At 67.5% G+C, this 24920-nt stretch carries 26 protein-coding genes; 9 read left to right on the top strand and 17 right to left on the bottom strand.

Translation table 11 applies throughout. From position 1 onward, the window contains the following. Nucleotides 1-21: 21 nt before the first annotated feature. The 3 genes from PU630_RS14790 to PU630_RS14780 all read right to left on the bottom strand — a co-directional run bounded on the left by PU630_RS14790 (nucleotide 22) and on the right by PU630_RS14780 (nucleotide 2190). Nucleotides 22-738, bottom strand: a complete 717-nt coding sequence (locus PU630_RS14790) for an IMP cyclohydrolase (protein ID WP_275277821.1) — start codon at nucleotides 736-738, stop codon at nucleotides 22-24. Nucleotides 739-926: 188 nt separating this feature from the next. Next, nucleotides 927-1895 (bottom strand): fumarylacetoacetate hydrolase family protein, encoded by a 969-nt coding sequence (locus tag PU630_RS14785; RefSeq protein ID WP_275277820.1) that lies wholly within the window; start codon nucleotides 1893-1895, stop codon nucleotides 927-929. 1 nt (nucleotide 1896) lies between these two features. After that, nucleotides 1897-2190, bottom strand: coding sequence for a putative quinol monooxygenase (locus tag PU630_RS14780; protein ID WP_275277819.1), 294 nt, complete (start codon nucleotides 2188-2190; stop codon nucleotides 1897-1899). Nucleotides 2191-2376: 186 nt separating this feature from the next. Between PU630_RS14780 and PU630_RS14775 the strand changes: the two genes are divergently transcribed. Together PU630_RS14775 and PU630_RS14770 are read left to right on the top strand one after the other, a co-directional pair. After that, nucleotides 2377-2616, top strand: a complete 240-nt coding sequence (locus PU630_RS14775) for a CopG family transcriptional regulator (RefSeq protein ID WP_275277818.1) — start codon at nucleotides 2377-2379, stop codon at nucleotides 2614-2616. Beyond that, nucleotides 2610-2957, top strand: coding sequence for a type II toxin-antitoxin system PemK/MazF family toxin (locus PU630_RS14770; RefSeq protein WP_343075844.1), 348 nt, complete (start codon nucleotides 2610-2612; stop codon nucleotides 2955-2957). Before PU630_RS14775 ends, PU630_RS14770 begins: the two co-directional genes overlap by 7 nt. A gap of 36 nt (nucleotides 2958-2993) precedes the next feature. Here PU630_RS14770 and PU630_RS14765 read toward each other — a convergent pair whose 3' ends face one another. From PU630_RS14765 to PU630_RS14755, 3 genes are all read right to left on the bottom strand, one after another. Then, nucleotides 2994-3761: a cyclase family protein gene (locus tag PU630_RS14765; RefSeq protein WP_275277817.1), complete on the bottom strand. Its 768-nt coding sequence runs from the start codon at nucleotides 3759-3761 to the stop codon at nucleotides 2994-2996. A gap of 217 nt (nucleotides 3762-3978) precedes the next feature. Continuing rightward, a complete protein-coding gene (locus tag PU630_RS14760) occupies nucleotides 3979-4398 on the bottom strand; it encodes a VOC family protein (protein WP_275277816.1) in 420 nt (139 codons plus the stop codon). 10 nt (nucleotides 4399-4408) lie between these two features. Continuing rightward, nucleotides 4409-6025: an FAD-binding oxidoreductase gene (locus tag PU630_RS14755; RefSeq protein ID WP_275277815.1), complete on the bottom strand. Its 1617-nt coding sequence runs from the start codon at nucleotides 6023-6025 to the stop codon at nucleotides 4409-4411. Nucleotides 6026-6206: 181 nt separating this feature from the next. Here PU630_RS14755 and PU630_RS14750 point away from each other — a divergent pair, with 181 nt between their 5' ends. Continuing rightward, on the top strand, nucleotides 6207-6896 hold the full coding sequence (locus tag PU630_RS14750; protein WP_275277814.1) for a TetR/AcrR family transcriptional regulator: 690 nt from the start codon (nucleotides 6207-6209) through the stop codon (nucleotides 6894-6896). On the opposite strand, the gene PU630_RS14745 is transcribed toward PU630_RS14750, so the two are convergent. The 8 genes from PU630_RS14745 to PU630_RS14710 all read right to left on the bottom strand — a co-directional run bounded on the left by PU630_RS14745 (nucleotide 6885) and on the right by PU630_RS14710 (nucleotide 14340). After that, nucleotides 6885-8099, bottom strand: a complete 1215-nt coding sequence (locus PU630_RS14745; RefSeq protein ID WP_275277813.1) for a multidrug effflux MFS transporter — start codon at nucleotides 8097-8099, stop codon at nucleotides 6885-6887. The two genes, PU630_RS14750 and PU630_RS14745, sit on opposite strands and share 12 nt — an antisense overlap. Nucleotides 8100-8107: 8 nt before the next feature. Further along, the gene (locus PU630_RS14740; RefSeq protein WP_275277812.1) at nucleotides 8108-9127 is read right to left on the bottom strand and encodes a dihydrodipicolinate synthase family protein; all 1020 of its coding nucleotides are present in this window, start codon (nucleotides 9125-9127) and stop codon (nucleotides 8108-8110) included. Between the two features lie 103 nt (nucleotides 9128-9230). Then, nucleotides 9231-10238: an ornithine cyclodeaminase family protein gene (locus tag PU630_RS14735; protein ID WP_275277811.1), complete on the bottom strand. Its 1008-nt coding sequence runs from the start codon at nucleotides 10236-10238 to the stop codon at nucleotides 9231-9233. Next, entirely contained in the window at nucleotides 10235-10954 is a 720-nt protein-coding gene (locus PU630_RS14730; protein WP_275277810.1) for a GntR family transcriptional regulator, read from the bottom strand. The genes PU630_RS14735 and PU630_RS14730 overlap by 4 nt, the downstream gene beginning before the upstream one ends. Further along, nucleotides 10951-11745: an ABC transporter ATP-binding protein gene (locus tag PU630_RS14725; protein WP_275277809.1), complete on the bottom strand. Its 795-nt coding sequence runs from the start codon at nucleotides 11743-11745 to the stop codon at nucleotides 10951-10953. Before PU630_RS14725 ends, PU630_RS14730 begins: the two co-directional genes overlap by 4 nt. Before the next feature lie 9 nt (nucleotides 11746-11754). Then, a complete protein-coding gene (locus PU630_RS14720; RefSeq protein WP_275277808.1) occupies nucleotides 11755-12516 on the bottom strand; it encodes an ABC transporter permease in 762 nt (253 codons plus the stop codon). Continuing rightward, a complete protein-coding gene (locus PU630_RS14715) occupies nucleotides 12513-13346 on the bottom strand; it encodes an ABC transporter permease (protein ID WP_275277807.1) in 834 nt (277 codons plus the stop codon). Before PU630_RS14715 ends, PU630_RS14720 begins: the two co-directional genes overlap by 4 nt. Nucleotides 13347-13350: 4 nt before the next feature. Continuing rightward, nucleotides 13351-14340 carry an ABC transporter substrate-binding protein gene (locus PU630_RS14710; RefSeq protein WP_275277806.1) on the bottom strand — a complete coding sequence of 330 codons (990 nt, stop codon included), beginning with the start codon at nucleotides 14338-14340 and terminating at the stop codon, nucleotides 13351-13353. 293 nt (nucleotides 14341-14633) lie between these two features. On the opposite strand from PU630_RS14710, the gene PU630_RS14705 reads away from it, so the two are divergent. The 6 genes from PU630_RS14705 to PU630_RS14680 all read left to right on the top strand — a co-directional run bounded on the left by PU630_RS14705 (nucleotide 14634) and on the right by PU630_RS14680 (nucleotide 21298). Continuing rightward, nucleotides 14634-16211, top strand: coding sequence for an ABC transporter substrate-binding protein (locus PU630_RS14705; protein ID WP_275277805.1), 1578 nt, complete (start codon nucleotides 14634-14636; stop codon nucleotides 16209-16211). A gap of 47 nt (nucleotides 16212-16258) precedes the next feature. After that, the gene (locus tag PU630_RS14700; protein ID WP_275277804.1) at nucleotides 16259-17494 is read left to right on the top strand and encodes an ABC transporter substrate-binding protein; all 1236 of its coding nucleotides are present in this window, start codon (nucleotides 16259-16261) and stop codon (nucleotides 17492-17494) included. Between the two features lie 87 nt (nucleotides 17495-17581). Then, entirely contained in the window at nucleotides 17582-18832 is a 1251-nt protein-coding gene (locus PU630_RS14695; protein WP_275277803.1) for an acyl-CoA dehydrogenase family protein, read from the top strand. Further along, on the top strand, nucleotides 18832-19344 hold the full coding sequence (locus PU630_RS14690; protein WP_275277802.1) for a flavin reductase family protein: 513 nt from the start codon (nucleotides 18832-18834) through the stop codon (nucleotides 19342-19344). The genes PU630_RS14695 and PU630_RS14690 overlap by 1 nt, the downstream gene beginning before the upstream one ends. A gap of 13 nt (nucleotides 19345-19357) precedes the next feature. Further along, on the top strand, nucleotides 19358-20356 hold the full coding sequence (locus PU630_RS14685; RefSeq protein ID WP_275277801.1) for an amidohydrolase family protein: 999 nt from the start codon (nucleotides 19358-19360) through the stop codon (nucleotides 20354-20356). Nucleotides 20357-20374: 18 nt separating this feature from the next. Further along, entirely contained in the window at nucleotides 20375-21298 is a 924-nt protein-coding gene (locus tag PU630_RS14680) for a LysR substrate-binding domain-containing protein (protein WP_275277800.1), read from the top strand. 41 nt (nucleotides 21299-21339) lie between these two features. Here PU630_RS14680 and PU630_RS14675 read toward each other — a convergent pair whose 3' ends face one another. The 3 genes from PU630_RS14675 to PU630_RS14665 are packed head-to-tail and all read right to left on the bottom strand — an operon-like array spanning nucleotide 21340 to nucleotide 24880. Continuing rightward, nucleotides 21340-22146, bottom strand: a complete 807-nt coding sequence (locus PU630_RS14675) for an ABC transporter ATP-binding protein (protein WP_275277799.1) — start codon at nucleotides 22144-22146, stop codon at nucleotides 21340-21342. Beyond that, the gene (locus PU630_RS14670; protein ID WP_275277798.1) at nucleotides 22143-23936 is read right to left on the bottom strand and encodes a dipeptide/oligopeptide/nickel ABC transporter permease/ATP-binding protein; all 1794 of its coding nucleotides are present in this window, start codon (nucleotides 23934-23936) and stop codon (nucleotides 22143-22145) included. The genes PU630_RS14675 and PU630_RS14670 overlap by 4 nt, the downstream gene beginning before the upstream one ends. Next, the gene (locus PU630_RS14665) at nucleotides 23933-24880 is read right to left on the bottom strand and encodes an ABC transporter permease (RefSeq protein WP_275277797.1); all 948 of its coding nucleotides are present in this window, start codon (nucleotides 24878-24880) and stop codon (nucleotides 23933-23935) included. The genes PU630_RS14670 and PU630_RS14665 overlap by 4 nt, the downstream gene beginning before the upstream one ends. Nucleotides 24881-24920: the final 40 nt, after the last annotated feature.

Here is a 24920-nt window from a genome sequence, read left to right as displayed (position 1 = left end):
GGCGCTCCCGCACGGCGGAGCTCAGTCGCCCGCGGGACGTGCGTGAACGACCGCGGTGCCCAGTCCCTGCGCGATGTCGAATCCGATGAGGGCGACGCGGTACTCCGGGTTCAGGGCGGTCCACAGCTTCTCGGCGACGGTCTGCCATGCTTCGTCGACCGAGGCGTTGAGCGCGATGCCGCTGGGAGCCGGCGTTGTCGCGTCGCCGGTATAGGTCGTGATTGCGAGGCTCTGCCCGGACTCGAGCGCCGAGGCATGCACGGTGCGCTGCTGCGCCTGCGCAGGCCAGCCGGGCACCGGAACGGCGCCCGAGACGCAGACATCCGTCATCCCGCCCTCTTCCGACAGAGACGCGTACGCGGTGATCCGCGGAGTGAAGATCGGCGGGTCGGGCTCGAAGGCGATGTCGCGCACGGCGGCCTCGAACGGCGTGCCGGCGGTGACGCGCTCGAACAGCGGCGTCACCTGGTCGCCGTTGCCGACGACGAGGTGTGCGACGGATTGGCGGACGGCGGTGTAGTGGCGCAGTGCGTCCAACGGTCCGCCCGAGGCGTCTTTGACCTCGACGGCTTCGGCCTGCACGTCCAGGAAACGCTCGCGCGATGCAGCGCTGCGGCCGGTCAGCCAGTACAGCGCGAAGCCGGTGCCGCTGACATCGCGGCCGAGGACGACGCCCCGGCCCGGATAGTCGCGTTCGGAAAGCACGTCCACCAGACCCGGTGCGGAAGAGTTCGCCACCCTGCGATTATCCCATCTGCGGCTATGCGCGCCGGGGCGGCAGTCGCGAAATGTCCGACCGGCGACCCCGTCACGACCGACGACCCCGTCACGACCGCGAGATCGCGCCTATGCACGCCCAGAGTGCGGCGAAGCGTGCACAAGCGTGAGCTCGCGATCAGTGGCGGGTCAGAGCCGGTCCCGCGGCGTCAGAGCCGGTCGGGGCCGTAGGTGCGACGCGCCGGCGGCACGGTGTGCCCGGGACTGCGCTGCTCGACGATGCGGTTGGAGATCGACCCCAGCCCCTCGACGGTCATGGTCACGACGTCGCCCACCTGCAGCGGCGGGATGACGAGCTCGCCGCCCGCGCGCGCCCAGCGCTCCGACAGCGCGCCCTGGGATGCGGTGCCGGTGGCCAGCACATCGCCGGCGCCCACCACCGCGTCGCGCGAGGCGTGCACGAGCATCTCCTCGAACGACCACGACATGTTGCGCAGGTTGTCGGTGCCGACGACCTCGCCGTTGATCGCGACGCTCATCTCGAGCGCGTAGCGGTCGCCCTCGCGGTACTTCTCGAGCTCGTCGGGGGTCGTGATCCACGGGCCGAGCGTATTGGCGAAGTCCTTGCCCTTGTTCGGCCCCAGCCCCACGCGCATCTCATTGCCCTGGATGTCGCGCGCACTCCAGTCGTTGAACAGGCAGAACCCGGCGATGTGCTCGGCGGCCTCTTCGATCGGCACGTCGCGCACGGTGTCTTTGACGATCATCGCGACTTCGAGCTCGAAGTCGAGCTTCTGTGTGAACGGCGGCATCGGGATGTCGGCGCCGCTGGGCACGACCGACCACGGGTTCATGAACAGGAACGCAGGCGCCTCGTACCACTGCGGGGGCACGCTGCCGTCGCCGGGCTCACTCTTCTTCATGCCGGCGATGTGCGCCTCGAACACGAGGAAGTCGCGCATCGCCCGCGGCTCGACGGGCACGGCCAGCGTGGCGTCTGCAATGGGCAGCTTCTGCGACCTGCCGGCGCGCACGTCCAGGTCGCGACGCTGCGCTTCGGGCATCGTCAGCAGGTCGAGGATCTCGGGGTCGCCGGGGATGTCCTGGATCTTGCCGTGCTGCAGCCGCCCGGTGTGGACGATCCCGTTCGGGCCGACGTAGCGCGCATACTGCGCCATGTCAGAAGTCCAAGGTCTCGTAGAAGTCCTTCTGCCGGATCTCGAGCTGAGGGACCGCCTGCCCGGCCGCCCACTGCTCGAAATGCGGGTAGGTGCCGTGCTTCTTGAAGGCGTCCTCGTCGGTGTACACCTCGAAGATGCGGAACGTGGTCGGCTCATCCGCCGACTGATACACCTGGTAATACAGGTTGCCGGGCTCGTCGCGCGATGCGGGCGAGAGCTTCTCCAGCGCGTCGCGCACGGTATCGGCCTGCCCGTCCTTTGCGATCCACGTGGCACTGCAGACGAAAGCCATGGTGTTTCCTCTCTCAACGTCGTTGTCGAGGGACATCGCCCCTCTGCCCATCACGCTACGGACGGGGGATGCCGCGGGCCACGTCGCTGCGTCGATGACAGGCATCGCGCGAGCCGCGGCCCGCGGCATCCACTCGTCACTCGTCGAAGATCGCCCTGAGACGGTATAACGAGTTATACTCGAGGAATGAAGACAGCCATTTCGGTTCCCGACGGCGACTTCGAACGATTCGAGCGCACTGCGCGCAAGCACGGCATGAATCGGTCGGAGTTCTATCGGCTCGCCGCGCAGAAGCTCGCGGACGAACTCGAGGGGGAGTCCGAACTCACGGCGATCGCGAATGACGTGATCGAACGTGTCGGTCAGCCCGCCGACGCCGAGTTCCTCCGCGAGTCACATCGGGCCATCCGGGGCACCGAGTGGTGATCGCCCGTGGCGACGTGGTGTGGGTCGACTTCGGCGAGCCGAGAGGGTCGGAGCCAGGAAAGGTCCGCCCGGCGGTGATCCTTCAGGATGATTGGCTGCTCGCCTCGTCGATCGCCACTGTCGTCGTCGTCCCGCTCACCTCGAACACGCGGCTGGCTGCTTTCCCGGGCAACGTGCTCATCCCATCTGAGGCATCAGGACTCGAGAAGGACTCGGTTGCTGTGGTCTCGCAGATCGGTCCGGTCAGTCGCGAGTACATAGTTCCGTATCCTGTCGGGGCCCTCGCCAACTACTTGTTGAGCGATGTCGCGGCCGGAGTACGGCTCGTCATCGGACTCTGATGGATGCCGCGGGCCGCGGGCCGCGGCATCCACTCGTCACTCGTCGAAGATCGCGACGGCCCGGGTCCAGCCGGCCGACGCGCCGCGCACCTTCGCGGGGAAGCAGGCGACGGTGAAGCCGAACGCGGGGATGTCTTCGAGGTTCTGCAGCTTCTCGATCTGGCAGTAGCCGACCTCGGCGCCGGCCTTGTGGCCCTCCCACACGATCGAGGGGTCGCCGGTCTCTTCGAACTGCTTGCGGTTGATCGAGACGGGGAGGTCCCAGCCCCATGCGTCGGTGCCGACCACGCGCACGCCCTTGCCCGTCAGGTGCAGCGTCGCCTCGCGGCCGAAGCCGATGCCGGTGTCGATGTAGTCGTCGCGGCCGTACGCATCGGCGGCGACGGTATGTGCGAGCACGATATCGAGCGGCTGCAGCTCGTAGCCGATGCGCTCGAGCTCGGCGTCGATGTCGGCCGGGGTCACGAGGTGCCCGTTGGGCAGGTGGCGCAGGTCGAGCTTGACCCCGGGGCGGAAGAACCAGTCCAGCGGCACCTCGTCGATCGTCCACGCGCGCTCGCCGTTGTTCATCGTGGGGTGGTAGTGCCAGGGGGCATCGACGTGGGTGCCGGCGTGGGTCGTGATCGTGAGCGTCTCGGCGGCCAGGCCCTGCCCGTCGGGCAGCTGCTCGCGCTCGATGCCGTACATGGCGTGCATGTCGGCGAGGCCGGCGATGTGGTCTTTGTACTCGATCTTGGGCCGCAGGAACGGCGGGTCCACCGGGATGACGTCATCCAGCGGCATCGACAGGTCTACGAAACGCATTCCAACTCCTTCGTGGGTATGCCCCATCCAACGCTGGACCGCTGAGTTCTCGCGCCCCGCTTGCGCGGATGGTAGGCATCGATGCGCGAGCCGGCTTCGGAGCCCGGACGCGTGGGGCGTCGCTCTCCTCCGCGAGATCACGCCTCTGCGCGCCGTGAGGCACCAAAACCGTGCAGGAGCGTGATGTCGCGGCGGGTGACGGGATGCGGTGTCGCCCTCACGGGGAGGGAAGGTCGCGGTCGATCAACTCGATGAGGTTGCCTTCGGGGTCGGCGACGTAGGCGAGCTGTGCTCCGGCACGTCGGGCCGCGCGCGGCGGCAGAAGCGAGGCGGCGCCGGCGGCGACCAGCGCGTCGTACGCGGCTGCGGCGTCATCGACCCGCAGACACACGTGGCCATACCCCTGCGTGAGCACGGCGGCATCCGGATCGGTGGGGCGCGGCATCCCGACCGACCCCTCTCGATGCAGCAATTCGATCCCCCACGCGCCCTCACTGTCGGCCAGCAGTACGGTCCGGATGCCGACGCCCGGAATCGTCCCGGACTGGCGGACGTTGAGCCCGAAGGCGCCTGCGTACCACTTGGTCATCCGGTCGAGGTCGGCGACCGAAATGCCGATGTGATCGATGTGCGGCATCGGCGCCCCGTCAGGATTCGGGCGTGGCATGCTGCTCACGGAGGGCGGCGGGCCAGATGCCGTGGCGACCGGGGTTGAGGATGCCGTGCGGGTCCACGGCGTCCTTGATCTTCTCGACGAACCGGCGATACGCGTGGTCGTTGAACGCGAACTGGTCCTGCGCCAAGTCCATGAAGTGCAAGTGGGCGCGATACTCGCCGTAGCCGATCTTTCCGGCCTCGCGCACCAGCTCTTGCATCACGCGGTAGCCGCTCGCCGTCGCCTCTTCGTCGTCGATGTCGAAGGTGATGCCGGCAACGCTGCACAGCGAGCGCTCGTTGACCACGATGAGGTCGGCCGTGTGATCGATGCCGTTCTTCTCGAATTGGGATTTGAGCCACATCTGCAGCTCATAGACCTTCTTGCCCGTCAAGGGTGCGACGGGGGTGAACGACATGTGGCCGCCGTGCTCGCCGCCCCGCCACCCGGTCATCGTCGTCCAGTCCTGATTCGGCACACCGGCGTACACCTGGTCGGAGGGGTCCTCCAGACTCGCCCACTGGTCCGGGCCCGTGGTTGTGCTGCGGATCTTCACGTCGGGGATCTCGCCGAACGCCCGCTCGACCTTGGCCAGGTTGTGCTCGTTGACGGCCCGGTCGCCATAAAGCGCGAGACGGAGGTGCCAGCGGCCCATGCCGATCTTCTCGGCGATCTCGTCGATGACCTCGTCGGGGATCACGCCCTCCTCGGGCTCGTACCAGTGCGAGCGCGGCGCGATCGTCGAGGCGATGAGCAGCGTGTTCAGGATGCAGGGGATGCCGTCGACGGTGCCGTCCAGGCGCAGCCGGCGCAGGATGTCGACCAGAGGGATGAGGTCTTCGTTCCGCTTGACGTCGATGTGCACATGCGTGATCACCTCGGGCTTGGGCATGAGCCAGACACCGAGCTTGGTCACGACGCCGAAGTTGCCCTGGAAGAACAGCGGCTCGATCGTCGGGCCGAGGTTGCGTCGGTAGAGGTTCCAGGACTCGTTCCCGTCCATCGCTCCCATGCCGGTGCGAAGCATCTCGCCCTCGCCGGTCACTACCTCCAGCCCGCAGATGTTGCGCCAGTCCTTGCCATACGGCAGGTAGGTCAGGCCGTTGTCCTGCTGATTGCCTCCCACCGATCCCCAGCCGAGGTCGGGCACGCTGATCATGAAGTCGAGACCCGCGGCCTCGATCTCGTCGTAGAGATCCTTGAAGGAGACCCCGGGTTCGATGAGCGCATATCCCAGCTCCGGGTCGATCGACAGCACGCGGTTCATTCGACGGAAGTTGACGGTGATCCCGCCCGACACCCGCGGTGCGGCTCCTCCGTAACCGTTGTTGCGCCCTTGACCCTGAGCCCAGATCGGCACTCCGTGCCGCCCGGCGATCCGCACGATCTCCTGGACCTGCTCGGCGGTGTCGGGCAGGACGACGGCCGCTGTCGCGAAGGCGTTCCAACCCGACGGCTCGTAGGGGTCGCGGTACTCGCCGTCGCCGTCGCCGGCGAGGACGCGGTCGTGCCCGAGGACGGCCGCGATCTCGCGAAGCGCGGCTGTGAGGTCGTCGGCGGTGATCCGCGCTTTGACCGTGGGTAGGAAGTCAGGGGCACCAGTGCTCATGTCGTTCTCTCCTTCGAAGGGTGCATGATCGCTCCCGAGGAGCGTGCAAAACCGTAGCGGTCGCTATAGTTCTTTCATAGTCCTCTTCCTCGCCCGGCTGTGAGATCAGGAGGCAGATAAGAGGTATCGGTCGCGGCCGGATTGCGACGTCGCCGACGTCCGTTGGAAGAGAGCACGGGGAATGGCTGAGCTGGAGATACGGCCGCCGAGGCAGGAGCGCACGCAGCTGGCATGGGAACGGATCCTGGATGCCGGAGCATCGCTCCTGGAGGAGACCGGCTACGACGGCTTCACGATCGCCGCCATTTGCCGGCGCGCACAGGTGAGCCCACCGGCTATCTACGCGCGCGTCAACGGCAAGAGGTCCTTGTTCCTCGCCGTCTTCGAGCATGGTTTCGCCCCCGTCCGGCGAGGGCAGCAGCAGGCGCTGGATCCGGCCCAGTGGCAGGACTGCAGTCCGGAAGACCTGGTGCGCGGTGCGATAGGAGCGGTGGTGCGGACCTCGCTTCCGCACGCAGGATTTCTGCGCCCGGTCATCTGGCGTGCCGAGCGTGACGCCGAGGTCGCCGCGGGAACGCGGGAGGCGCGCGCGGGCATCGCGGCGCGATTCCGCACGCTCATGCTCCGTATGCCCGAAGCCTCGCGGCATCCCGATCCGGATCGTATCGACATGTGCTTTCGCGTCGTCTTCGCGGCGGTGATGGCGCGTATCGCGTTTCCGACGGTGCTGGATACGGGCCGTCAGCTCTCGGGCGACGAGTTCGTGGCAGAGCTGCAGGAGCTGGGGGTCGGTCTGATCCTGCGCCCCGGCGGAGAGCAGGCGCGTCATGCGCACCGCGCACGCGGCCGCGGCGCCGGTTCACGAAACTGAAACCCGCTTGGGCCGGAGCAGCCACCAGGACAGAGAAGCGAGCGACACCCCGACGGCGATGACGATTGCGAAGGGAGCGATCGTCATCGTGCCGCCCAGGGCGACCAGGGGCGGGGCGAGACCGGCGACCAGCCACTGCACCGCCTGCAGGATTGCTATCGATGTCCCTGAGGCATGCCTGAGATCGTGGACGGCATAGGCGATTGCCGGGCCGATGACGAAGCCCATGGGGGAGTTGACCAGGATCATGCCCGGCAGGAGCAGCCACGGCGAGGCGCCGACCAGCGCGGCCACGCCGATGAGTGATGCGCCGAGTGCCTGGATGATCAGTCCGATCCCAATGAGCCGACGCTGCGAGAAGCGCCCCGCGAGTTTCGCCGCGAGCAGGCTGCAGATGACAAGGCCGACTCCTCCGGCCATGAACACGGCGGCGTAGCCGGCAGAAGAGAAGCCGAGAACGCTCTGCACGACGAACGGAGACCCGCCCACGTAGGCGAACAGAGCGAAGAAGCTGAACCACACCGTCATCGCGCCGCAGAGAAAGTGACGCGAGCGGAACGCTTGAACTGCGACGCGCAGGATGACACGGACGTCAGCAGGCAGGCGGTGCTGCGGCGGATGCGACTCGGGAACCCAGGCCACGAGCAGCGCGGTGCACAATACCGCGAACACGGCCAGCCCGAGGAAGATCGCGCGCCATCCACCCACCCACAGGAGCGTCACGCCCAGGACCGGACCGATGATGGGTCCGAGCGACATCATGGTGCCCAAGATGGCGTAGCCGCGCGTGAGCACGGCGCCTGTCGCCAGGTCTGAGACCACGGCGCGCGCGACCGAGAGACCCACGGATCCGGCCAGGCCCATGACGATACAGGCGGCGACCAGGAGGGGCACCGAGGGCACGGTGGAGCCCAGCCCGGCCGCGACCGCCATCAGACTGCTGCCCGCGAGCAACGGAGCCCGTCGGCCGATGGTGTCTGACAGCGGCCCCGCGACGAGCTGCCCGACCGCCATGCCCACCGTGAAGCCGGTGAGCGCCAACTGCACAGCGCTCACCGCAACACCGAAGTCATCGGCCATCGCCGGGAGGGCAGGCAGGAAGGTGTCGGTTCCCAGTGGGCCGAGGATCGTCAGCATCCCGAGCGCGGCCAAGGAGCTGCCGGCGATCCCCCGCCCCACGGAGCGGTCCGAAGATTCGACCATCGTCGCGCTCAGGCGGGATTGCGGCCGACGAAGAACTCGCTGAACGGGTCCATGCTCGGCTCGAAACCCGCGTCGAGCAGCCCCTTGCGCAACGCGTTCATCTGCGGGTCGTGGATGCGCTGGGTGGGCAGGCGCAGCGGCCCGCCGTTGTAGCCGCGCAGCCAGCCCTGGAACTTCCACAGCTGCCGATCGATGAAGTGGCCGCCGTTCAGCTGCTGAGCCGCGGCCTGCTTGGCCTTGCGGGCCGGGTGCATCTTCCAGTACAGCTCGGTGACTTCATCGAACCGCTGTTCGCGCAGCAGGCGCATCGCCTCGGGAATCGTCGGCCCCCAGAACTCATGGTCGCTCGTCGCCGACAACTGGATCGGGATGAGCTGGCCGAGCGGCAGCAGCTCCCCCTCGATCGGGCAGGAGATCACGACCTCGTCGCCGAACAGTCGGTGGCACTCGACGAGGCCCATGATGCCCGGGAAGCCGCCCTCGGCCTTGATCACGGCGATGTTGGGGATGTCGTCGAGCATGCGGCGGATGAGGCGCGCAGGGATGTCGGAGGGGTGGATGCGCGAGCTGAACCCCCACAGGAACATCGGGAACACGATGACTGCCAGGTTCGTCGCGTCGCAGACGGCCTTCGTGTAGTCGTAGATCTCCTGCTCGGACTGCGGGTAGAAGTTCGGGGGATACGACAACAGCACGAGTTCGGCCCCCGCGGCTTCGGCCCCTTTGACCGCCTCGATGTTCTGCTCGAGCGTCGACCAGCTGCCATGGTGCACGATGACGAGGTCGGAGCCCGCCTCGTCCTTCATGATCTCCATGAACTCGAGATACTCAGGCAGCGTGATGTTCACCTCCGAGACGGCGAGCGAACCGAGGAACCCGTGCTCGATGGCCAGGCGGGTGTCGTGCCGGATGCCGCGCTCGTTGATCGCGGTCAGGTCGTTCGTGAACGACGGGATGGTGCAGTTGACGGCCCCGACGAGCCGCTCGCGCGCCCAGTCGCGGGCCTCCGCCTTGGTGTAGTCGCTCATGGATGTTCCTTTCCTGTGGTTCCGGTCGCCCCGCGAGCGAATCGCGTCGAGACGTGCAGGCTGTGGCGTTTCGTCGCGTGGCGCCTCGCGGAGCGACCGGAAGTCATTTGCGGATGGTGAGGATGCCGACCGGCAGCGTCGTGCCGACGCCGTGTTCGAGGGCCCGTTCGTAGAGCAGCTCGGCCAGCACGATGTCTTGGAAGCCGCTGCCGGTGGACTTGTAGATCGCGATTCCCTCATCGGGGCGCGTGGCCTGTCCGCCGAGCAGGTCGTGCAGCGAAACCGTGACGGCGTCGGGGTCGATTCCGGCGTGGCGCGCTGCGATCATGTCGCCGGAATCGTTCAGCACCTCTTCTCGTGCATCGGCGACGACGAGGGCGGCTCGGCCGATGAGAGCGGGATCCAGTTCGTGCTGCGTGGGGGTCGTCGAGCCGACGGACACGACGGTCGCGGCATCCCTCACCCATTCGGCGCGCACCGTCGGCGTCTCGTCGCGAGAGCGCGCCGCGCACAGCACGAGATCGGCGCCGCGCACCGCCTGCTCGGCGGTGGCGGTGGCGGTGATCGGGATGCCGAGATCGGCGCCGAGATCGGCGGCGAACCGTTCTCGGTTCTTCGGTGTCGGACTCCACACTCGTGCTGCCGTGATGTCGGCCACGCGGGATGCCGCGCGCAGCTGCGCGCGTGCCTCGAACCCGCTGCCGACGACGGCGGCGGTGACCGGCTGCGGGGGCAGCAGTGCTGTGAGCGCGGCGGCGGCCGTCGCGGCGGTGCGGATGCCGGTGATCCGGTTGCCGTCGATGAGGGCCGCCAGGCGCGAGTCGTTCTGGTCGAACAGCGTGATCAGATAGCTCGCCAGGCCGTTGCTGATGGAAGCGGTGATGGTCTTCGACCCCGCGAAGCGGCCGCCGGCGGGAGCCGACGGCATGACCCTCTGCCAGCCGGCATCGGTGACCGCGACGGCGCGCTCCGGCGTGCGGCGGGGCTCGTCAGGTCGAGAGTAGGCCGCGCGCAGTGCGGCGATGGCAGCATCCTCGTCGACGAGAGCGGCCACGTCCTCGTCCGTGAGGAAGAGTGTGGGAGTGTCGGGGTGGAACCCGGTGTCGGTCACGAGTGCTCCTCGGTCAGAGTGAGATCCGTCTCCCGCAGCACAGTGCTCAGGATCCCGGTGGCGGGGTCGGAACGGTCGGCGGTGTACGCGCGCGCGGCGAGGATGTGGCGCCGCATGAGTTCGCCGGCGGCCGGCCCATCATGCCTCTCGCACGCCTCGAGGATCGCGCGGTGGTGCGGGGCCGAGGCGGTGTGGTCGAACCGCGAATGCAGTCGCATGCGGTCGGCTTCGGCCGTGAGGATCTCGATGAGGCGGGCCAGCACCGGCGCCCCGGCTGCCTGAGTGATCAGGTGATGGAAGCGGTGGTTGAGCTCGTTGAACGTTCCCAGGGCGAAGTCGGACTCGCGTCCGCGCGCCTCGATCTCGTCGAGGATCGAGCGCATCTCGGTGAGGTCGTCGTCGTTCAGCCGGGGGGCGCCGAGGTGCGCGGCAAGGCCCTCGAGTTCGATGCGCAGCGCGGTGACCTCCGCGAAGCGATCGGGATCGACGGCTGAGACGATGGCTCCGCGGTAGGGCAGACGCTCGGCCAGCCCCAGGCCCTCCAAACGGAGTATGGCTTCGCGCACGGGTGTTCGGCTGATCCCGAACTCCTCCGCGATCGCCTCGATGTCGATCCGTGAGCCGGGCGGCATGGTGCCGTCGATGATGCGTCCTTGCAGAATGCGGGCGACCTCATCGGTGGCGCGTCCGAAACCCGGGCGGGCTGCTGCGCTCATGATGCTCCCGCCGGCGCGCTGTCCTTCGAGCGCATGATCATGCCGTGGATCTCTGCACGCAGACGCAGGAACTCGGGCTCCGCCTTGGTCGCGAGTTGATCGCGGTGCGGACCCAGCACGACGGGGACGGATGCCGCGACCCGCGCGGGGCTTCCGGAGAGCACCACCACCTTGTCCGCCAGGTAGACGGCCTCATCGATGTCGTGCGTGACGAGGACGATCGTGACGCCCAGTCGATCGCGCAACGACAGCGTCAGGTCCTCGAGGTCTGCGCGGGTCTGGGCATCCACCGAGGCGAACGGCTCATCCATGATCAAGACCTCAGGGCGGTAAGCGAGCGCGCGCGCGATCGCAACGCGCTGCTGCATCCCGCCCGACATCTGCCAGGGGTACAGCTCGCCGGCATCTGGCAGCCCGACGGCCGTCAGCGCTTCGGTGACGCGCGCGGCACGGTCGGCTCGCGACATCCTCATCCGTCGCAGGGGAAGCTCGACATTGGCCGCGACGCGCATCCACGGCATCAGTGATCGGCTGTAGTCCTGGAAGACGACGGCCATCTCGGCGGGCGGTCCGTTCACCGCGCGCCCGTCGATGAGGACCTGTCCGGAGTCGGCAGGGCCGAGCTGTGCGAGGCACCGCAGAAGCGTGGTCTTTCCCACGCCGGAGGGTCCGACGATGCAGACGAGCTCGGCCGCGGCAGCACTGAAGGTGATGTCGGCGAGGACGTTCTTCGCGCCGAAGCTCTTCTTGAGGTGTTCCGCAGCGAGGATCGGGGTGGTGGTGTCAGACATGTCTTCCTTTCACGCCCTCGACTTTCGGTGCCACGCGAGCACGCCGTGCTCGATGATGGCGAAGATGACATTCAACAGGTACCCGATGATGCCGAGCAGAACCATGCCGGACCACATCTCGGGGATGGAGAACTGACGCTGGGACTCCAAGATGAAGTAGCCGATTCCGGCCGAAGAGCCCAGCAGTTCGCTCGCGACCATGAGGACCACGGAGACCGCGAGACTTGCGCGGATACCGCTGAAGATCTGCGGGCTCGCCGCCGGCAGGACGATCCGGAAGATCCAATCGCGTCGGCGGATCCGGGTCGACTTCGCAACGTCGCGGTAAGAGGGGTTCAGTGCACGCACGCCGTCCATGGTGTTCAACAGGATCGGCCAGATCGCGCCGAGGACGATGATGGTCACCCGCATCCAGATACCGATCCCGATGAGCTGGATGGCCAAGGGGAGGAGTGCCACGGCGGGAAGGTACCGAAGGAACTGCAGGACGGGGCTGGTCATGCTGCTCAGGAACGGCGAGAGACCCAGTGCGACACCGATTCCGATCCCGAGGACGATCGACACGCCCAATCCGATGCCAATGGCTTCGAGCGAGGGGACGACGTGCACGGGGATGAGGTCGAACACCCAGAGCTTGGTGAACACCTGCATGATCTTCTGCAGGGGTGGGAAGTAGAAGCTGGTGGAGCCCGCGCTGCCGAACCACCAGAGCACGATCAGAAGCACGGGCACGACGATCGCCAGCCCGGTGTGTGCGGCCACGCGCTTCATCGGGACTCCTCGCGGTGCGTCGGGTGCCACGCCAAGACCACGTGCTCAAGAGCGACGAACACGGCGTTGATGGCGACGCCCAGCAGACCGGCGAGAACGATGTACGCGTACATCTCGGGGATCGCCCCGCCGCTCTGCGCGAGCATGATCTCCTGCCCGATGCCCGGGGAAGGAATGATGATCTCGGCGCTGAGGGTGATCAGCAGCGCGACGGCAGCCGCGAGCCGGAGGCCGGTGGCGATGTACGGCGCGGCGCTCGGGAGGATGAGTCGGAACACGACGTCGATTCGCCGCACGCGGTACGACCGGAAGGAGTCTCGTGCCACCGGATCGACGTCTCGAACGCCATAGATCGTCTGGAGCAGGACGGCCCACACCGCGCCGATGACCGCAAGGACGACCGTGCCCTGCATCTTCGCGCCGAAGACCAGGACGATCAGCGGCATGAGCCCCAGCGCGGGGATGGTGCGGCAGAAGTCGAGCACGAACACCGAGAGCCGGTAGGCGAGGTTGCTGGCACCGAGCAGGAATCCGACGGCGACTCCGATAGCCGTCGAGACGGCGAAAGCGAGAGCCGCGGCAGCGAGCGTCACGCCCAGCGGCGCCCAGACCTGGCCGTTGATGAAGACGACCAGGATGGCGGCACCGACATCGACCGGCGTCGGCACCGCACCGAGGTCACCCGCCGCCGCCGCAATCTGCCAGACCAGCAGCGCCGCAACGACGAAGCCGATCTTCGACAGGACGCGTACGGCGGCCGTGCTCGCCGGGCGCGGGCGTCGGGAACGCGTCGCTCCCCGCCTGCCCACGCTGATCTCGGTGGTGGTCATCGCGTCACGGCTTCCAGATCAGATCCGAAGGGTCGTATGCGGTGTCGATGAACCCGTACTGGAGCATCGTGTCAGCCCAGTACTTCATGTCGTCCGCGGTGATCGACGAGTCGAAGACCGGCAGCACCGTGGCCTTGATGGCCTCCTTCGACGACTTGGTGTACGTGGACATGATGTCGCGGACGGCGTCGGGATTTTCCGCGGCGTAGTCGACGGCTTTGGTGATCGCCCGCTGGAACGCGGCCGCCGCCTCGGGGTTCTGGTCGATCCAGTTGCCGCTCCCGATCCAGAGGATTCCCGCCTTGCCGGGCATCGCGTCGATGTACGGCTGGCTGATCACGGTGAGGCCCTTCTCTTTGGCCTGCGAAAGGAACGGATCGGTGATGAGCGCGGCATCCACTCGTCCGGACTCCAGAGCAGAGACCATGTCAGGGTAGGCGATCTCGACGAACTTGACCTTGCTGTCATCACCGCCGGCTTGGTCGATCGCGACCCGCATCACCAGTTCGGGCCCGGACTTCAGCCCGACGACCGCGACTGTCTTTCCGTTCAACTCCGAGATCTTCGTCAGTCCGCTCCCCTTGGCGGCGACCAGCGCCGCGCCGTCGGTGGCGGAGGCATCGTCGTTGTAGCGATCGTCGCCGGACACGACACGCAGAGGGAGCCCCTTGGACGTGGCAGTGATCGTCGGAGTGGACGAGACCTCGGCGAACTGCAGGTCGCCGCTCTGCAACAGCGGAACGGCAGCCCCGGCCGAAGCCACGATCTGTGGTGTGACGTCGAGGTTCTCGTCGGTGAAGTAGCCGAGCTTCTCCGCGAGATACAGCGGCGCGGCGTTGGGGATCGGAGTGACGCCCACGCTGACCTTCATCGCTGCGGAGTCACCCGAAGCGCCCGCGTCTGGAGAGGCGGAACCGCTGCATCCCGCGAGTGCGATCGTCGATGCCACCGCGAGCGCGAGCAGTGTGCTCACGCGCCGTCGTGATCCGTTCATGAAGTCTCCCTGCTTCGTCGGAGGGTGACGGCGTATGACGCCGCCGATCTCGGTACGAATATCCAATATCCAATGTGCGGAAGAGTCCATCCGCTGGCGGCGATAGGTGGTATCAGAAGAGCGCTTCGCACTGGCTCCGCCGCATCCAGTCCTCCACGTGATGGTTCGCATCATCAAAGAGCCCCGCAGCGGCCGATGCCGGTACCTAGCCTGTTGGTCATCGGATGAGGCCGGCCGGGAGCCGGCTCGTGGGGGCGACCCAGCCCCGGGCCGCGACGACAGAGGAGTCCACCATGCACACCGACAGATACAACGGTCCCGTCATGACACGGCGCACACTGCTGGGTGCCACGGCCCTCGGGATCGGCACGCTGATGCTGACCGCCTGCACCACGCCGGGCACGACGAAGGGCGCTGCCACGGAAAGGGCCGGCCGTGCAGCCCGGATGACCATCGGTACTCGCCCCCAGAACAGTCTCAACCCCGCGCTGGTGAACCATGTCGCCATGGTGCAGCGGCTTGTGTACGACGGGCTGCTCGGCTTCGACGCGGCGGGCAAGATCGTCGGCGTCCTGGCGGATTCGTTCGAGTGGGCCGACGACGCGTTCACCACCGTGGATCTGACGCTGAAGCCCGGGCTGCTGTTCTCGGACGGCGATGCGCTCGACGCCGACGCGGTGGTGAAATCCTTCACGTACTTCCAGAAAGCCGCGGGGCCGGAGGCGTCCCTCTACCGAGGGATCGCGGCGAAGAAGACCGGAGACATGAGCGTTCGTTTCCGCTCCGAGACGTCCAACCCGGATCTTCCGTTCATGCTGACGAATGTGTACTACGGCGGTTCGGTCATCAGCCCCACCGGTGTCAGCAACCCGGGTTCACTCGAGACCGAGTCGCACGGCATCGGCCCGTATGTGTACGGAACGATGAAAGCCGGCGTCGAGTACCAGCTCGTCGCCAACGACAAGTACTTCGACGCGTCTCGCGTCCATTTCGACAAGATCGTGCTCCCGATCCTCGACACGGAGGCAGCCCAGACGCAGTCGCTGATGGCCGGGCAGTGCGACCTCACGTATGGCGGAACACTCACCGCCTCCTGGACGTCGGTGACGACGAGCTCCTCGCTGACGCTCACACTGGGGACACCGGCCTGGGCCGGGCTGAATCTCTTGGATCGGACCGGGCAACTGGTGCCGGCGCTCGGGAACCAGAAGGTTCGCCAGGCGATCATGTACGCCCTCGATCGGAAGGCGATCACCGAAGCGGTCTACGGGTCCGACGCCTCGCCGCGGGTCCAGCCGGCGAACGAGAGCTGGCTCGGATTCGATTCGTCGCTGGAGTCGACCTATGGGTACGACCTCGAGAAGGCCAAGAAGCTGCTGGAAGAGGCCGGCTATGCCAAGGGGTTCACGCTGCCGGTCGCCGTCGCGGCGGGAGATGTCGGTGAGACGCTCTTACAGGCCATGGACGGCTATCTGCGCAAGGTGGGCATCTCGCTCGACATCAAGACGACGACAGACATCTCCGCGCTGATCACCCTGCTCAACTCCGGCAGCATAGCGGGCACCAGCTTCCCGACGAACGGCCAGTACAGCGTCGCGCAACTCATCGACTCGTACTTCACCGAGAACGCGGGTCTCAACCCCCTGCATCAGGTCGACGACCGGCTGCTCGCGCTGTACACGGCTGCGCGCCAGAGCAACGCGAAGGAGGACTGGACGGCGGTGATCGCCTACCTCAACGAGCAGGCTCTCACGATCCCGATCAGCAACACCCCTGATGCCTGGATCTCGCGGGACACGGTCGACGTCGGCGGAGCCTACAACAGCAAGGCCGGCATCTTCGACGTCACGCAGATTGCAGCGGCGCAGTGATCGAGAGCATGCGCCGTGACGCGTCCGGCGACGGACCGAGCGAACGCATGACTCCGTCCGCGGACTCCCGGCTCGCCGCGGTAGCCGACTATCTGGAGACTGACCTCGTCGGTGAGGCGGACCCGCACCTCGAACCGGTGGTGCTCGGGTGGGTCACGGCCGGGGATGGGCCCTTCGCCGAGCATGACGTGGATGCGACGATGGCGGCCGCGGTGCGTCTGCTGAATGAGCGCTTCGGCGGCATCGGCGGGCACCCGGTGGTCGTTCGCCGGTGTCTGGTCGACGGTACCGATGCGCAGAGCGAGTCGGCAGCCGCCCAACTGGCCGGTGATGCCGAGGTCTGCCTGGTGCTGCAGGGCAATCTGCCCGAAGGGGCAGAGGCCCTCCATCGGATGTTGGGGGATCAGCTGGCCGTCGCGGTGGTCTCACCCATCGGGGCGCAAGACACCGCTGCCCGGAATGCCTACTGCATGACGACCGGAACCGCCGGCGCAGAGTTCGCGTTCGGGCACTACCTCGCCGAGGTGCTCGGGTTCCGAGAGGTCGGTGTCTCGAGGGTCGCGTTCGACCGCGTGTCGGATCCGATCGAGGCGGATCTTCGGTCCTCACTCGAAGCTCGGGGCGGCGTCGCCCGCGTCGGCTACTTCGGAGCGCTCGACCGCTCGCCGAAGGGCTGGTATGAGCAGGCCGGCGTCGAACGGGCACTCGTCGACTGCCAGGCTGCCTCGGCCGATGCGCTTGTCGTGCTGGGCGTGCCGCATCCCGATCCCGTCATCCACACCGCCCGCGCTCTGAAGGCGCTGGGTATCGAGACACCCGTCTACGCGATCGGCTTCGGCCTGACCGAGAAGGTCCGTGCGGAACTGGGAGACTTCCCGCGCTGGACATACATGAGTCCGGATCCGATGATGGGTGCCCCCGATCCCAGCGGTCACGTCGATGCCTATCGCGCCGCGCTCGCCGAGTACCTGCCCGGCCGGCCCCCGGAATCGCTCTTCCTCACCTCGATGGCGGCGTTCGGGTCGGTGATCACCCTGGCGCGGGTCCTGGCTCCTGTCGTCGCAGCTGAGGGTATCGATCGGAGACGCGCTGAGGAGGCCCTCGCCGGTTTCCGGGGTCCGGTCTTCCTCGGGCCGGACACGACCCCGCGCCGAGACGATCCGGACCATCCGGCCGTCGGGAGTCGGGCGGTGCGGTGGTACCGCTACGAGGGCCAGGATCGCTGGGAACTGGCGGCCGATTGGATCGATCCCGTGCGACCACGACCTCGCCCGAGACCGTGATGCAACGTATCAAGAAGAACCCCCAGCCGAGCCCCTCGCGCGCTGCTTGACTGGCTGATATCCCCTACTGCGAGAGGTTGATCGAACATGGGTGCTGGACAGACGACCGCACACGACACCGAGCCGGATGTCGAGCGGAGCCCGCGCTCCCCGTGGCCGAGCCCTGAGACGGACGGACCTCTCGGTTCAGGCGGCGCTTCTGCGTGGGGCGGATCGACGCTCTCCGATCTCGATTCGAAGGTGGAGCCCGTTCTCGCCTTCCTCCGCGAGCACCGCAAGGCGCTGTTGGGGGCGGCCGCCGAATCGGAGGAACTGCGACATCCTGGCCCCCGCGCCAGGGAGATCCTTCGCGAGGCCGGCACTCCGCACATGCGGCTGCCCCGATCGGTCGGTGGGCTTGAGCTGTCGCTGTCCGAACAGATGCGCGTGCTGCGGGAGCTGGCGGAGATCGACGCGGCGACCGCTTGGTGCAGCATGGTCACCAACAACGCGACCGCGGTCTTCGCCAGGTCGCTGCCCGAGGAAACGTTCGTCGAGCTGTTCGTTGAGAACGAGGCGCCGATCGCAGTCGGCGTGATCGCATCGGGCGGTCAGGCGGAGCGGGTCGAAGGCGGCTACATCGTGGACGGCACCTGGAGCTTCTGCAGCGCGATCGACCTGGCGGATTGGGTCATGTGCAATCCGTTGGTCGACGGCGACCCGGCGCAGCCTCTGGGGATCGCGGTCCCCAAGCACGACGTTCGTGTCAACTCCTCGTCCTGGAACGTTGTCGGTCTGCGGGGCACAGGCAGCGCTGATTTCACCCTCGACAAGGTTTTCGTTCCAGATGCCCACCTGCTCGCCGCCGAGCCACGGCGCACCTGGGCGAACACGACTCCCCACTCGGACCCCGATGAGCACATCGCCATCGCGATCGGCATCGCGCGCCATGCCTTGGGGTCGCTGCGGGAGGGGTACCTCGAGGGGACGTACAAGTGGCGGGACCGCGAGGTCGTGCAGTCGGAGTTCAGCAGGCTCACCATCGCCGTGGATGCGGCGGAGCGGATGGCGTTCCAGATGTTCGAAGAGGTCGAACGCTGTGAGACCGAGACGCTTCCGAATGACTTCTGGCTACAACTGCGGGCGTTGGGCGCCTACGTCACCGAGCTCGCCGTCGAGTGCGCGGGGTTCGCACTTCGGCGTGGGGGCGGACGTGCGCTGTACATGCCGAACGCTCTCGAACGCACCCTTCGCGACGCGTTGGCGGCGCAGGCGCACATCCTCGTGAGCGACCAGAACTACGCAGCCCACGGCGCCGCGCTGCTGGGACTGGTATCGGATCGTCCTGGTCACCGGTGATGACGGCGACCGAGGCGGAGCCGTTCAAGGCGGCCATGTCTGCACTGGCGACGGCGGTGACGGTCGTCGCGTCGCGGGAGTCGGGTTCGCCGGTTGCCATGGTCATGGGCACGCTCACCATGGTCTCCGAGGATCCGCCCCTGGTGGCCGTGCTGCCGAAGCGCTCGTCGTCCACCTGGCGCCGGGTCGCGGCGACCGGCCGCTTCACCGCAAGCGTGCTCGCCGCCGATCAGCGCGAGATCGTGGCCGGACTCGCCGGGCGTTCCGACGCCCGCTTCTCACGCATCGACTGGGATGAGACCGAGGCCGGAGGGGCGGCTGTCGCCGGTTGCGTGTCGGCGTTGGACGCCGAGATCCAGGCCGAGCACGTGGCGGGCGACCACCTCATCGTGGTGGCCCGCGTGGTCGGATTGCGCGTGGACGAGGTCCCCAGCGCGCCGCTTCTGTTCTTTCGTCGCGCGTTCCATCGCACGATCCCCGTTCCCGACCTGCCCACCAGCCGTTGGCACTGACCAAGGAGGCGCCATGCGCATCGACGTCCATTCCCATTACCGTTCTCCCCGATTCATGGAGACGCTCACGCAGCTCGGAGCATTCGAGGAGATCGAGGTCTACCGGATGATGAAGGAGCAGACGCTGCGGCCCCGTGATGAGGCGACGCGGCGGCACGACGAAGACGTCTCCGAGCGCATCGCGGACATGGACGCCGGAGGAGTCGATCTCCAGGTGCTGAGTCTCGGCGGTGGGCAGCCCTACTTCCCGGACGCGGAGAAGGCGGTGATCGCCTCCCGGGTGTCGAACGATGACTTCTCCGAGTTGATGCGGCAGCACCCGACTCGACTCAACGCCTTCGGCACCGTGCCGCTGCCGCACGTCGACGAGACCCTCGCCGAGATCGAACGCTGCCTGGACGAGCTGTCGTTCCTGGGCATCAACCTGGGCTGCTCGGCCGAGGGCATCACTCTCGACGACGCGCGTCTCGCCCCGGTGTGGGAGGAACTCGACCGTCGCGGGGCGGTGGTGTACATCCATCCCGGTGCCTCCGTCGGCAGCATCACCGGTGCGGAGCAGTTCCACCTCGGGCCCGATTTCGTCAGCCCGTCCGAGATCGCCATCACCGCTGCCCGACTGGTCGTCACCGGCATGCTGGATCGCTATCCGAACGTCAAGATCATCCTCGCCACGCTCGGCGGCGCTCTTCCGTTCCTAGCGGGCCGTTACGATCATGGGCTGCGCCAGGAGTACCCCGAACTCCACGCCGAACTCGGTGGTTTTCCTCGAAATCTGCGACGCTTCTACTACGACACCAGCGTGCTGGAGGAGCCCGAGGCGCTGCGTCTTGCAAGCGAGCGCTTCGGCGCTGATCGCCTGATGTTGGGCAGCGACTTCCCCCGGGACGGCTCGTCGGCGACAGCTGCGGTATCGTACGTGGCGGAATCGCAGTATCTCGACAGCGATCAGAAGGTGGCCATCCTCGACCGGAATGCCGAGGCTTTGCTCACCGGACTGCTCGTGTCCGAGTGATCGGCTTGGCGAGGGGGTATGTCGGACGGCCTTGACACCCGCGTCGACGGCAACCTGGTCGTCGCGTTGGAGGCGTTGTTGGTGGAGCGCTCAGTTCCCCGGGTGGCTGCGCGCCTCCATGTCGGCGAGTCGACCGCGACCTCGGCGCTGAGACGGTTGCGCCGAATCACCGGAGATCGTCTTCTGGTGCGCTCCGGTGGCCAGCACGAGCTGACCCCGCTGGCTCGCGAGCTGTTGCCCCTGGTGCATGATGCGATGAGCTCGATCAACCGGGCACTCGAGGGCGGGCCCCACTTCGACCCGCGGCAGAGCGACCGGACGTTCTGGATCTCGGCGTCGGGATACGCCCAGGCGCAACTCGGTGCGGCGCTGGCGCGCCTCGTCCGCGGCCGTGCGCCGGGGGTGAGACTGCGCATGACGTCATTGGATGCAGACGGCTTCACGCTCGACACGCTGTTCAGTCGCGACATCGTGCTGGCCCACATCGGCGGGCACGTCACGGGCCCGCGGAAGATCCTGTTCGAGGACGAGCTGGTCGTCGTCGTGGCCGCTGATCATCCCGCCCTGCGCGACGGGCGGCTTGATCTGGCGGCGATCTCCTCGATGCGGTTGGTGTCGGGCACCGGCGGGCAGACGATCCCGCCCCTCGTCCAACAGATGTTCCAGGGGATCTCCGACATCCCGAGGATCGCCATCAATGCGGCATCGGATCAGGCGATCCCCGATGTCGTCGCGGGCAGCGATTTCCTGGGAGTCGTGCCCCGCCGGCTCGTCGAGATGACGGCGCGGCGACGCCACCTGGTGATCGCCGAGACTCCGCTTCGGAGGGTGCCGCTGATCGAGGCGGCGCACTGGCATCCCTCCAAGAAGACGGATCCGGCCATCGCCTGGCTCGTTGGGCTGGTACGAGACGCGGTCACGGCATCGGGACTGGGCGGCTGAGCAGCAGGATCGTCACCGATCGCCCCTGTGTCGGACGGCGCTCACGCCGCGGCTTCGATCCGCCGCCGCCGTTGGATCCGCGGATCCGGTACCGGAGCCGCCGCCACGAGAGCCTTCGTATAGGCGTGCTGTGGATCCTCACAGACCTGGCGGGCGGAGCCGATCTCGACGATCCGGCCGCTCTGCAGCACCGCGACGCGATCGGCGAACGACCGCACGACCGCGAGGTCGTGGCTGATGAACAGATAGCCGACAGAGGTCTGCTGCTGGATTTCGGCGAGCAGATCCAACACCTGACGCTGAGTCGACACGTCGAGCGCGCTGGTGGGCTCGTCGCAGACGATGAGCCTGGGGCGCACGGACAACGCCCGCGCGATGCCGATCCTCTGCCGTTGCCCGCCGGAGAAGCTGACCGGGAACCGCGCCCGGGTGTCGGGCGGCAGCCCCACCCGCTCCACGACGTCGGCGACGACGCGCGCCCGTTCGCGGGCGGAGACCCCCGAGCTCACCGAGAGCGGTTCGCCGATCGACACGCCGACCCTGAGCGAGGGGTTGAGCGATCGGTAAGGATCCTGGAAGATCGCCTGCATCGTGCCGGCCCAGCGTCGCCGCTCCCGCAACGACCGGATGGCCAGGTCGACGCCGTCGATGCGTACCCGGCCGGAAGCGGGCCGGATCATCCCGAGCACGGCGCGCCCGATCGTGGTCTTGCCCGAGCCCGACTCGCCGACGAGCGCCAGGGTCTCACCGCTGTCTATCGTCAGCGATACGTCATCGACGACACGGCGGGCGTGGCGCCCCCGGCCGTAGTCGACGCACAGTCCTTCGAGTTCCAGAAGCGGGTTCACGAGGCCTCCAGCGGTTCGCGATCGGTCGGTGACGATTCGAGCGGGACGAGCGAAGGGGTCGCAGCCAGCAGCTCGGCGACATAAGGCACCGTACTGTCGTAGAAGACGTGGTCGACGGTGCCGCTCTCCACGACGCGGCCGTCCCGCATCACCTCGACGCGGTCGCAGATGTCCGCGACGACGCCGAGGTTGTGCGTCACGAGCAGGACCCCCATACCCTTCGTCTGGGCCAACTGCCGGAGCAGGTGGAGGATGTGCGCCTGGACGGTGACGTCGAGGGCGGTGGTCGCCTCATCCGCGATGAGCACCTGTGGCCGACCTGACACTGCCATCGCGATGCACACCCGCTGCGCCATCCCGCCAGAGAGCTCGTGCGGGTAGAGCCGGCAGACGCGCTCCGGGTCCGGGAGTGCGACCTCGGCGAGCAGATCCAGCGTGCGCTCGCGCGCCGCTCGACGCGGCACCCCGTGACCGCGGACGATCTCGTCCATGAGCGTGCCCACCGTGAAGGCAGGGTCCAGCGCAGCCATGGGATCCTGAGCGATCAGCCCGATCTCGCGTCCCAGCACCTTCCGCATCCTGCGGTCGTCGAGCGAGAGCAGCTCCCGGTCGCCGAGCATGGCAGATCCGCCGATCACGCGGGCCGACCCGGGGAGGAGCCCCAGCAAGGCGACCATCAGAGTGCTCTTGCCGCTGCCGGACTCCCCGACCACCCCGACGACCTCGCCGGGTAAGACCTCGAGACTGACATCGCAGACGACCGGTTCCGGGCGGCCGTCGAAGCCCACCGAAAGGTCGCGGACGGTGAGCAGCGAGTTGCGCACGGGCGGGTGCGACGTCGATGCGGCGGTGGCCGCAACGAGCGGGACCTTCTGCCGCGGCGTGGCGCGGCGGCGTGGGAGGCGCTGCTCCATGGTGGAGAGCTCGGCCGCCGTGTCGCGTGCGGCATCGCCGAGCAGCGCGATGGAGAGGATCGTGACGGCGAGGATGCCGCCGTACGGCACGAACAGCCACTGTGAGCGGAAGATCACCTTCTGCGCCTCGGCGATCCCTCCACCCCAGCTGGGCTGGGGCTGCGGAATGCCCAGCCCCAGGTATGCCAGGCCGCCCTGCATGACGAGCGCGACACACGCGAAGAGGGCCAGCTGGACGATCAGCACGCCGGTGAGGCGGGGGAGGACGTGGCGGAGGATGATACGCAGATCACTGACCCCCGCCAGCTCAGCCGCGGCGATGAAGGAGTCCTGCTTGATCGAGCGCGTCGCGGTCCGCACGACGAGCGCTATCGGGGCGGCGCCGAGCACGCCGAGCGTGATCATCGCCGCATCGATGTTGGTCGGGAACACGGCAAGCACGGCCAGCAGAATGATGATGACCGGAATCGTGAGCATGGTGGCGATCGCCCCGGAGATGAGCCGGTCGACGATTCCTCCGAAATAGCCGGCGAAGATGCCGAGGAGGGGGCCGATGACGCCTGCAACGATGAGAGCGACCAGCACTGCTGAGAGCGTGAGCATGCCCCCGGAGAGAAGCCGGCTGAGCACATCCCGGCCGAGGGCGTCGGTGCCGAGAAGATGGGCGGCACTGGGTAACTGCAGAACCGCCGACAGATCCTGGGCCAAGGGATCAGCCAGCGGGAAGAAGGGCGCGCAGGCGCACGTCACGACGATGACCAGAAGCACCGCAGAGCTGGCGATCGCGATCGGCCGGCGGTACAGGCGCCACAGGAAGAGGCGAGAACTCGCCCGCTCGGTCACCACCGGCAATGTGAGCGTCGACGACTGTGTCATGAGGCACCTCCACGGAGTCGCGGATCGAAGAGCCCGTGCATCACGTCCACCAGCAGATTGACGATGCCGACGATCACAGTGAACAGGATCGCGACGCCCAGCACCTGATAGATCTCGTGCGCCGCGACGGCACTGACGACGAGGCTCCCCAGTCCGTTGAGCGCGAACACGTTCTCGATGAGCACGGCTCCGCCGAGGGACGCGATGAAGCTGACGCTGAGCGCGGGCAGGACCAGCAGCGCGCTGTTCTTCAACGCGTGTGCCCAGACGACGCGACGCTCCGTGACGCCGTTGGCGCGCAGGGTTCGAGCGAAATCGCTGTGCAGGGCGCGCAGCATCCCGTCCCTTGTGGTCTTGGCGATCAGGCCCACGCCTCCGACCGAGAGGGCGATCACCGGCAGCACGAGCGAGCGCGCCCAGTCGGCGGGCGAGTCGGTGAAGTCGGCGTACCCGGTTGCGGGGAACAGCGGGATCGCGACGGCGAAGCCCAGGATGAGCAGGATGGCGAGCCAGAAGTTCGGGAACGCCGTGCCGGCCAACGAGGCGACATCGGCGAGCGTGCGTGTCCAGCGCCGACCGCGTGCGGCTGCGACGCCGAGCAGTACGCCCAGGGTGCCCGACACGAGGACGGACAGGACGACGAGCGAGAGCGTGATCGGCAGACGGTCGATCAGCGTCTGCAGCACGGGCACACCTGTGGTCAGCGTCGTGCCGAGCGAGCCGTGGAAGACCTGTCCCCAGTACCCGAGGTACTGCTGCCATAACGGCGTGTCGAGGCCGAGCTTCTCGCGGAGCTGAAGATAGAGCTGTTCATCTCCGGACGACCCGAGGATCGCACGCGCTGCATCGCCTGGGACCAGCGATTGCAGCGCGAACACCAGCGCCGTGACGATGAACAGCAGCGCGACGATCTGCAGGGCGGTGCGACCGAGAAGTCGTGGCATCGGCGATCCTTTCTGGAAGCGGGCTCAGTACGGTGGGCGC

The organism is Microbacterium horticulturae, from assembly GCF_029094505.1.
Classification (GTDB): domain Bacteria; phylum Actinomycetota; class Actinomycetes; order Actinomycetales; family Microbacteriaceae; genus Microbacterium; species Microbacterium horticulturae.
Note: the sequence above shows the minus strand (reverse complement) of the source record. Positions and strands in the feature narration are given on the sequence as shown.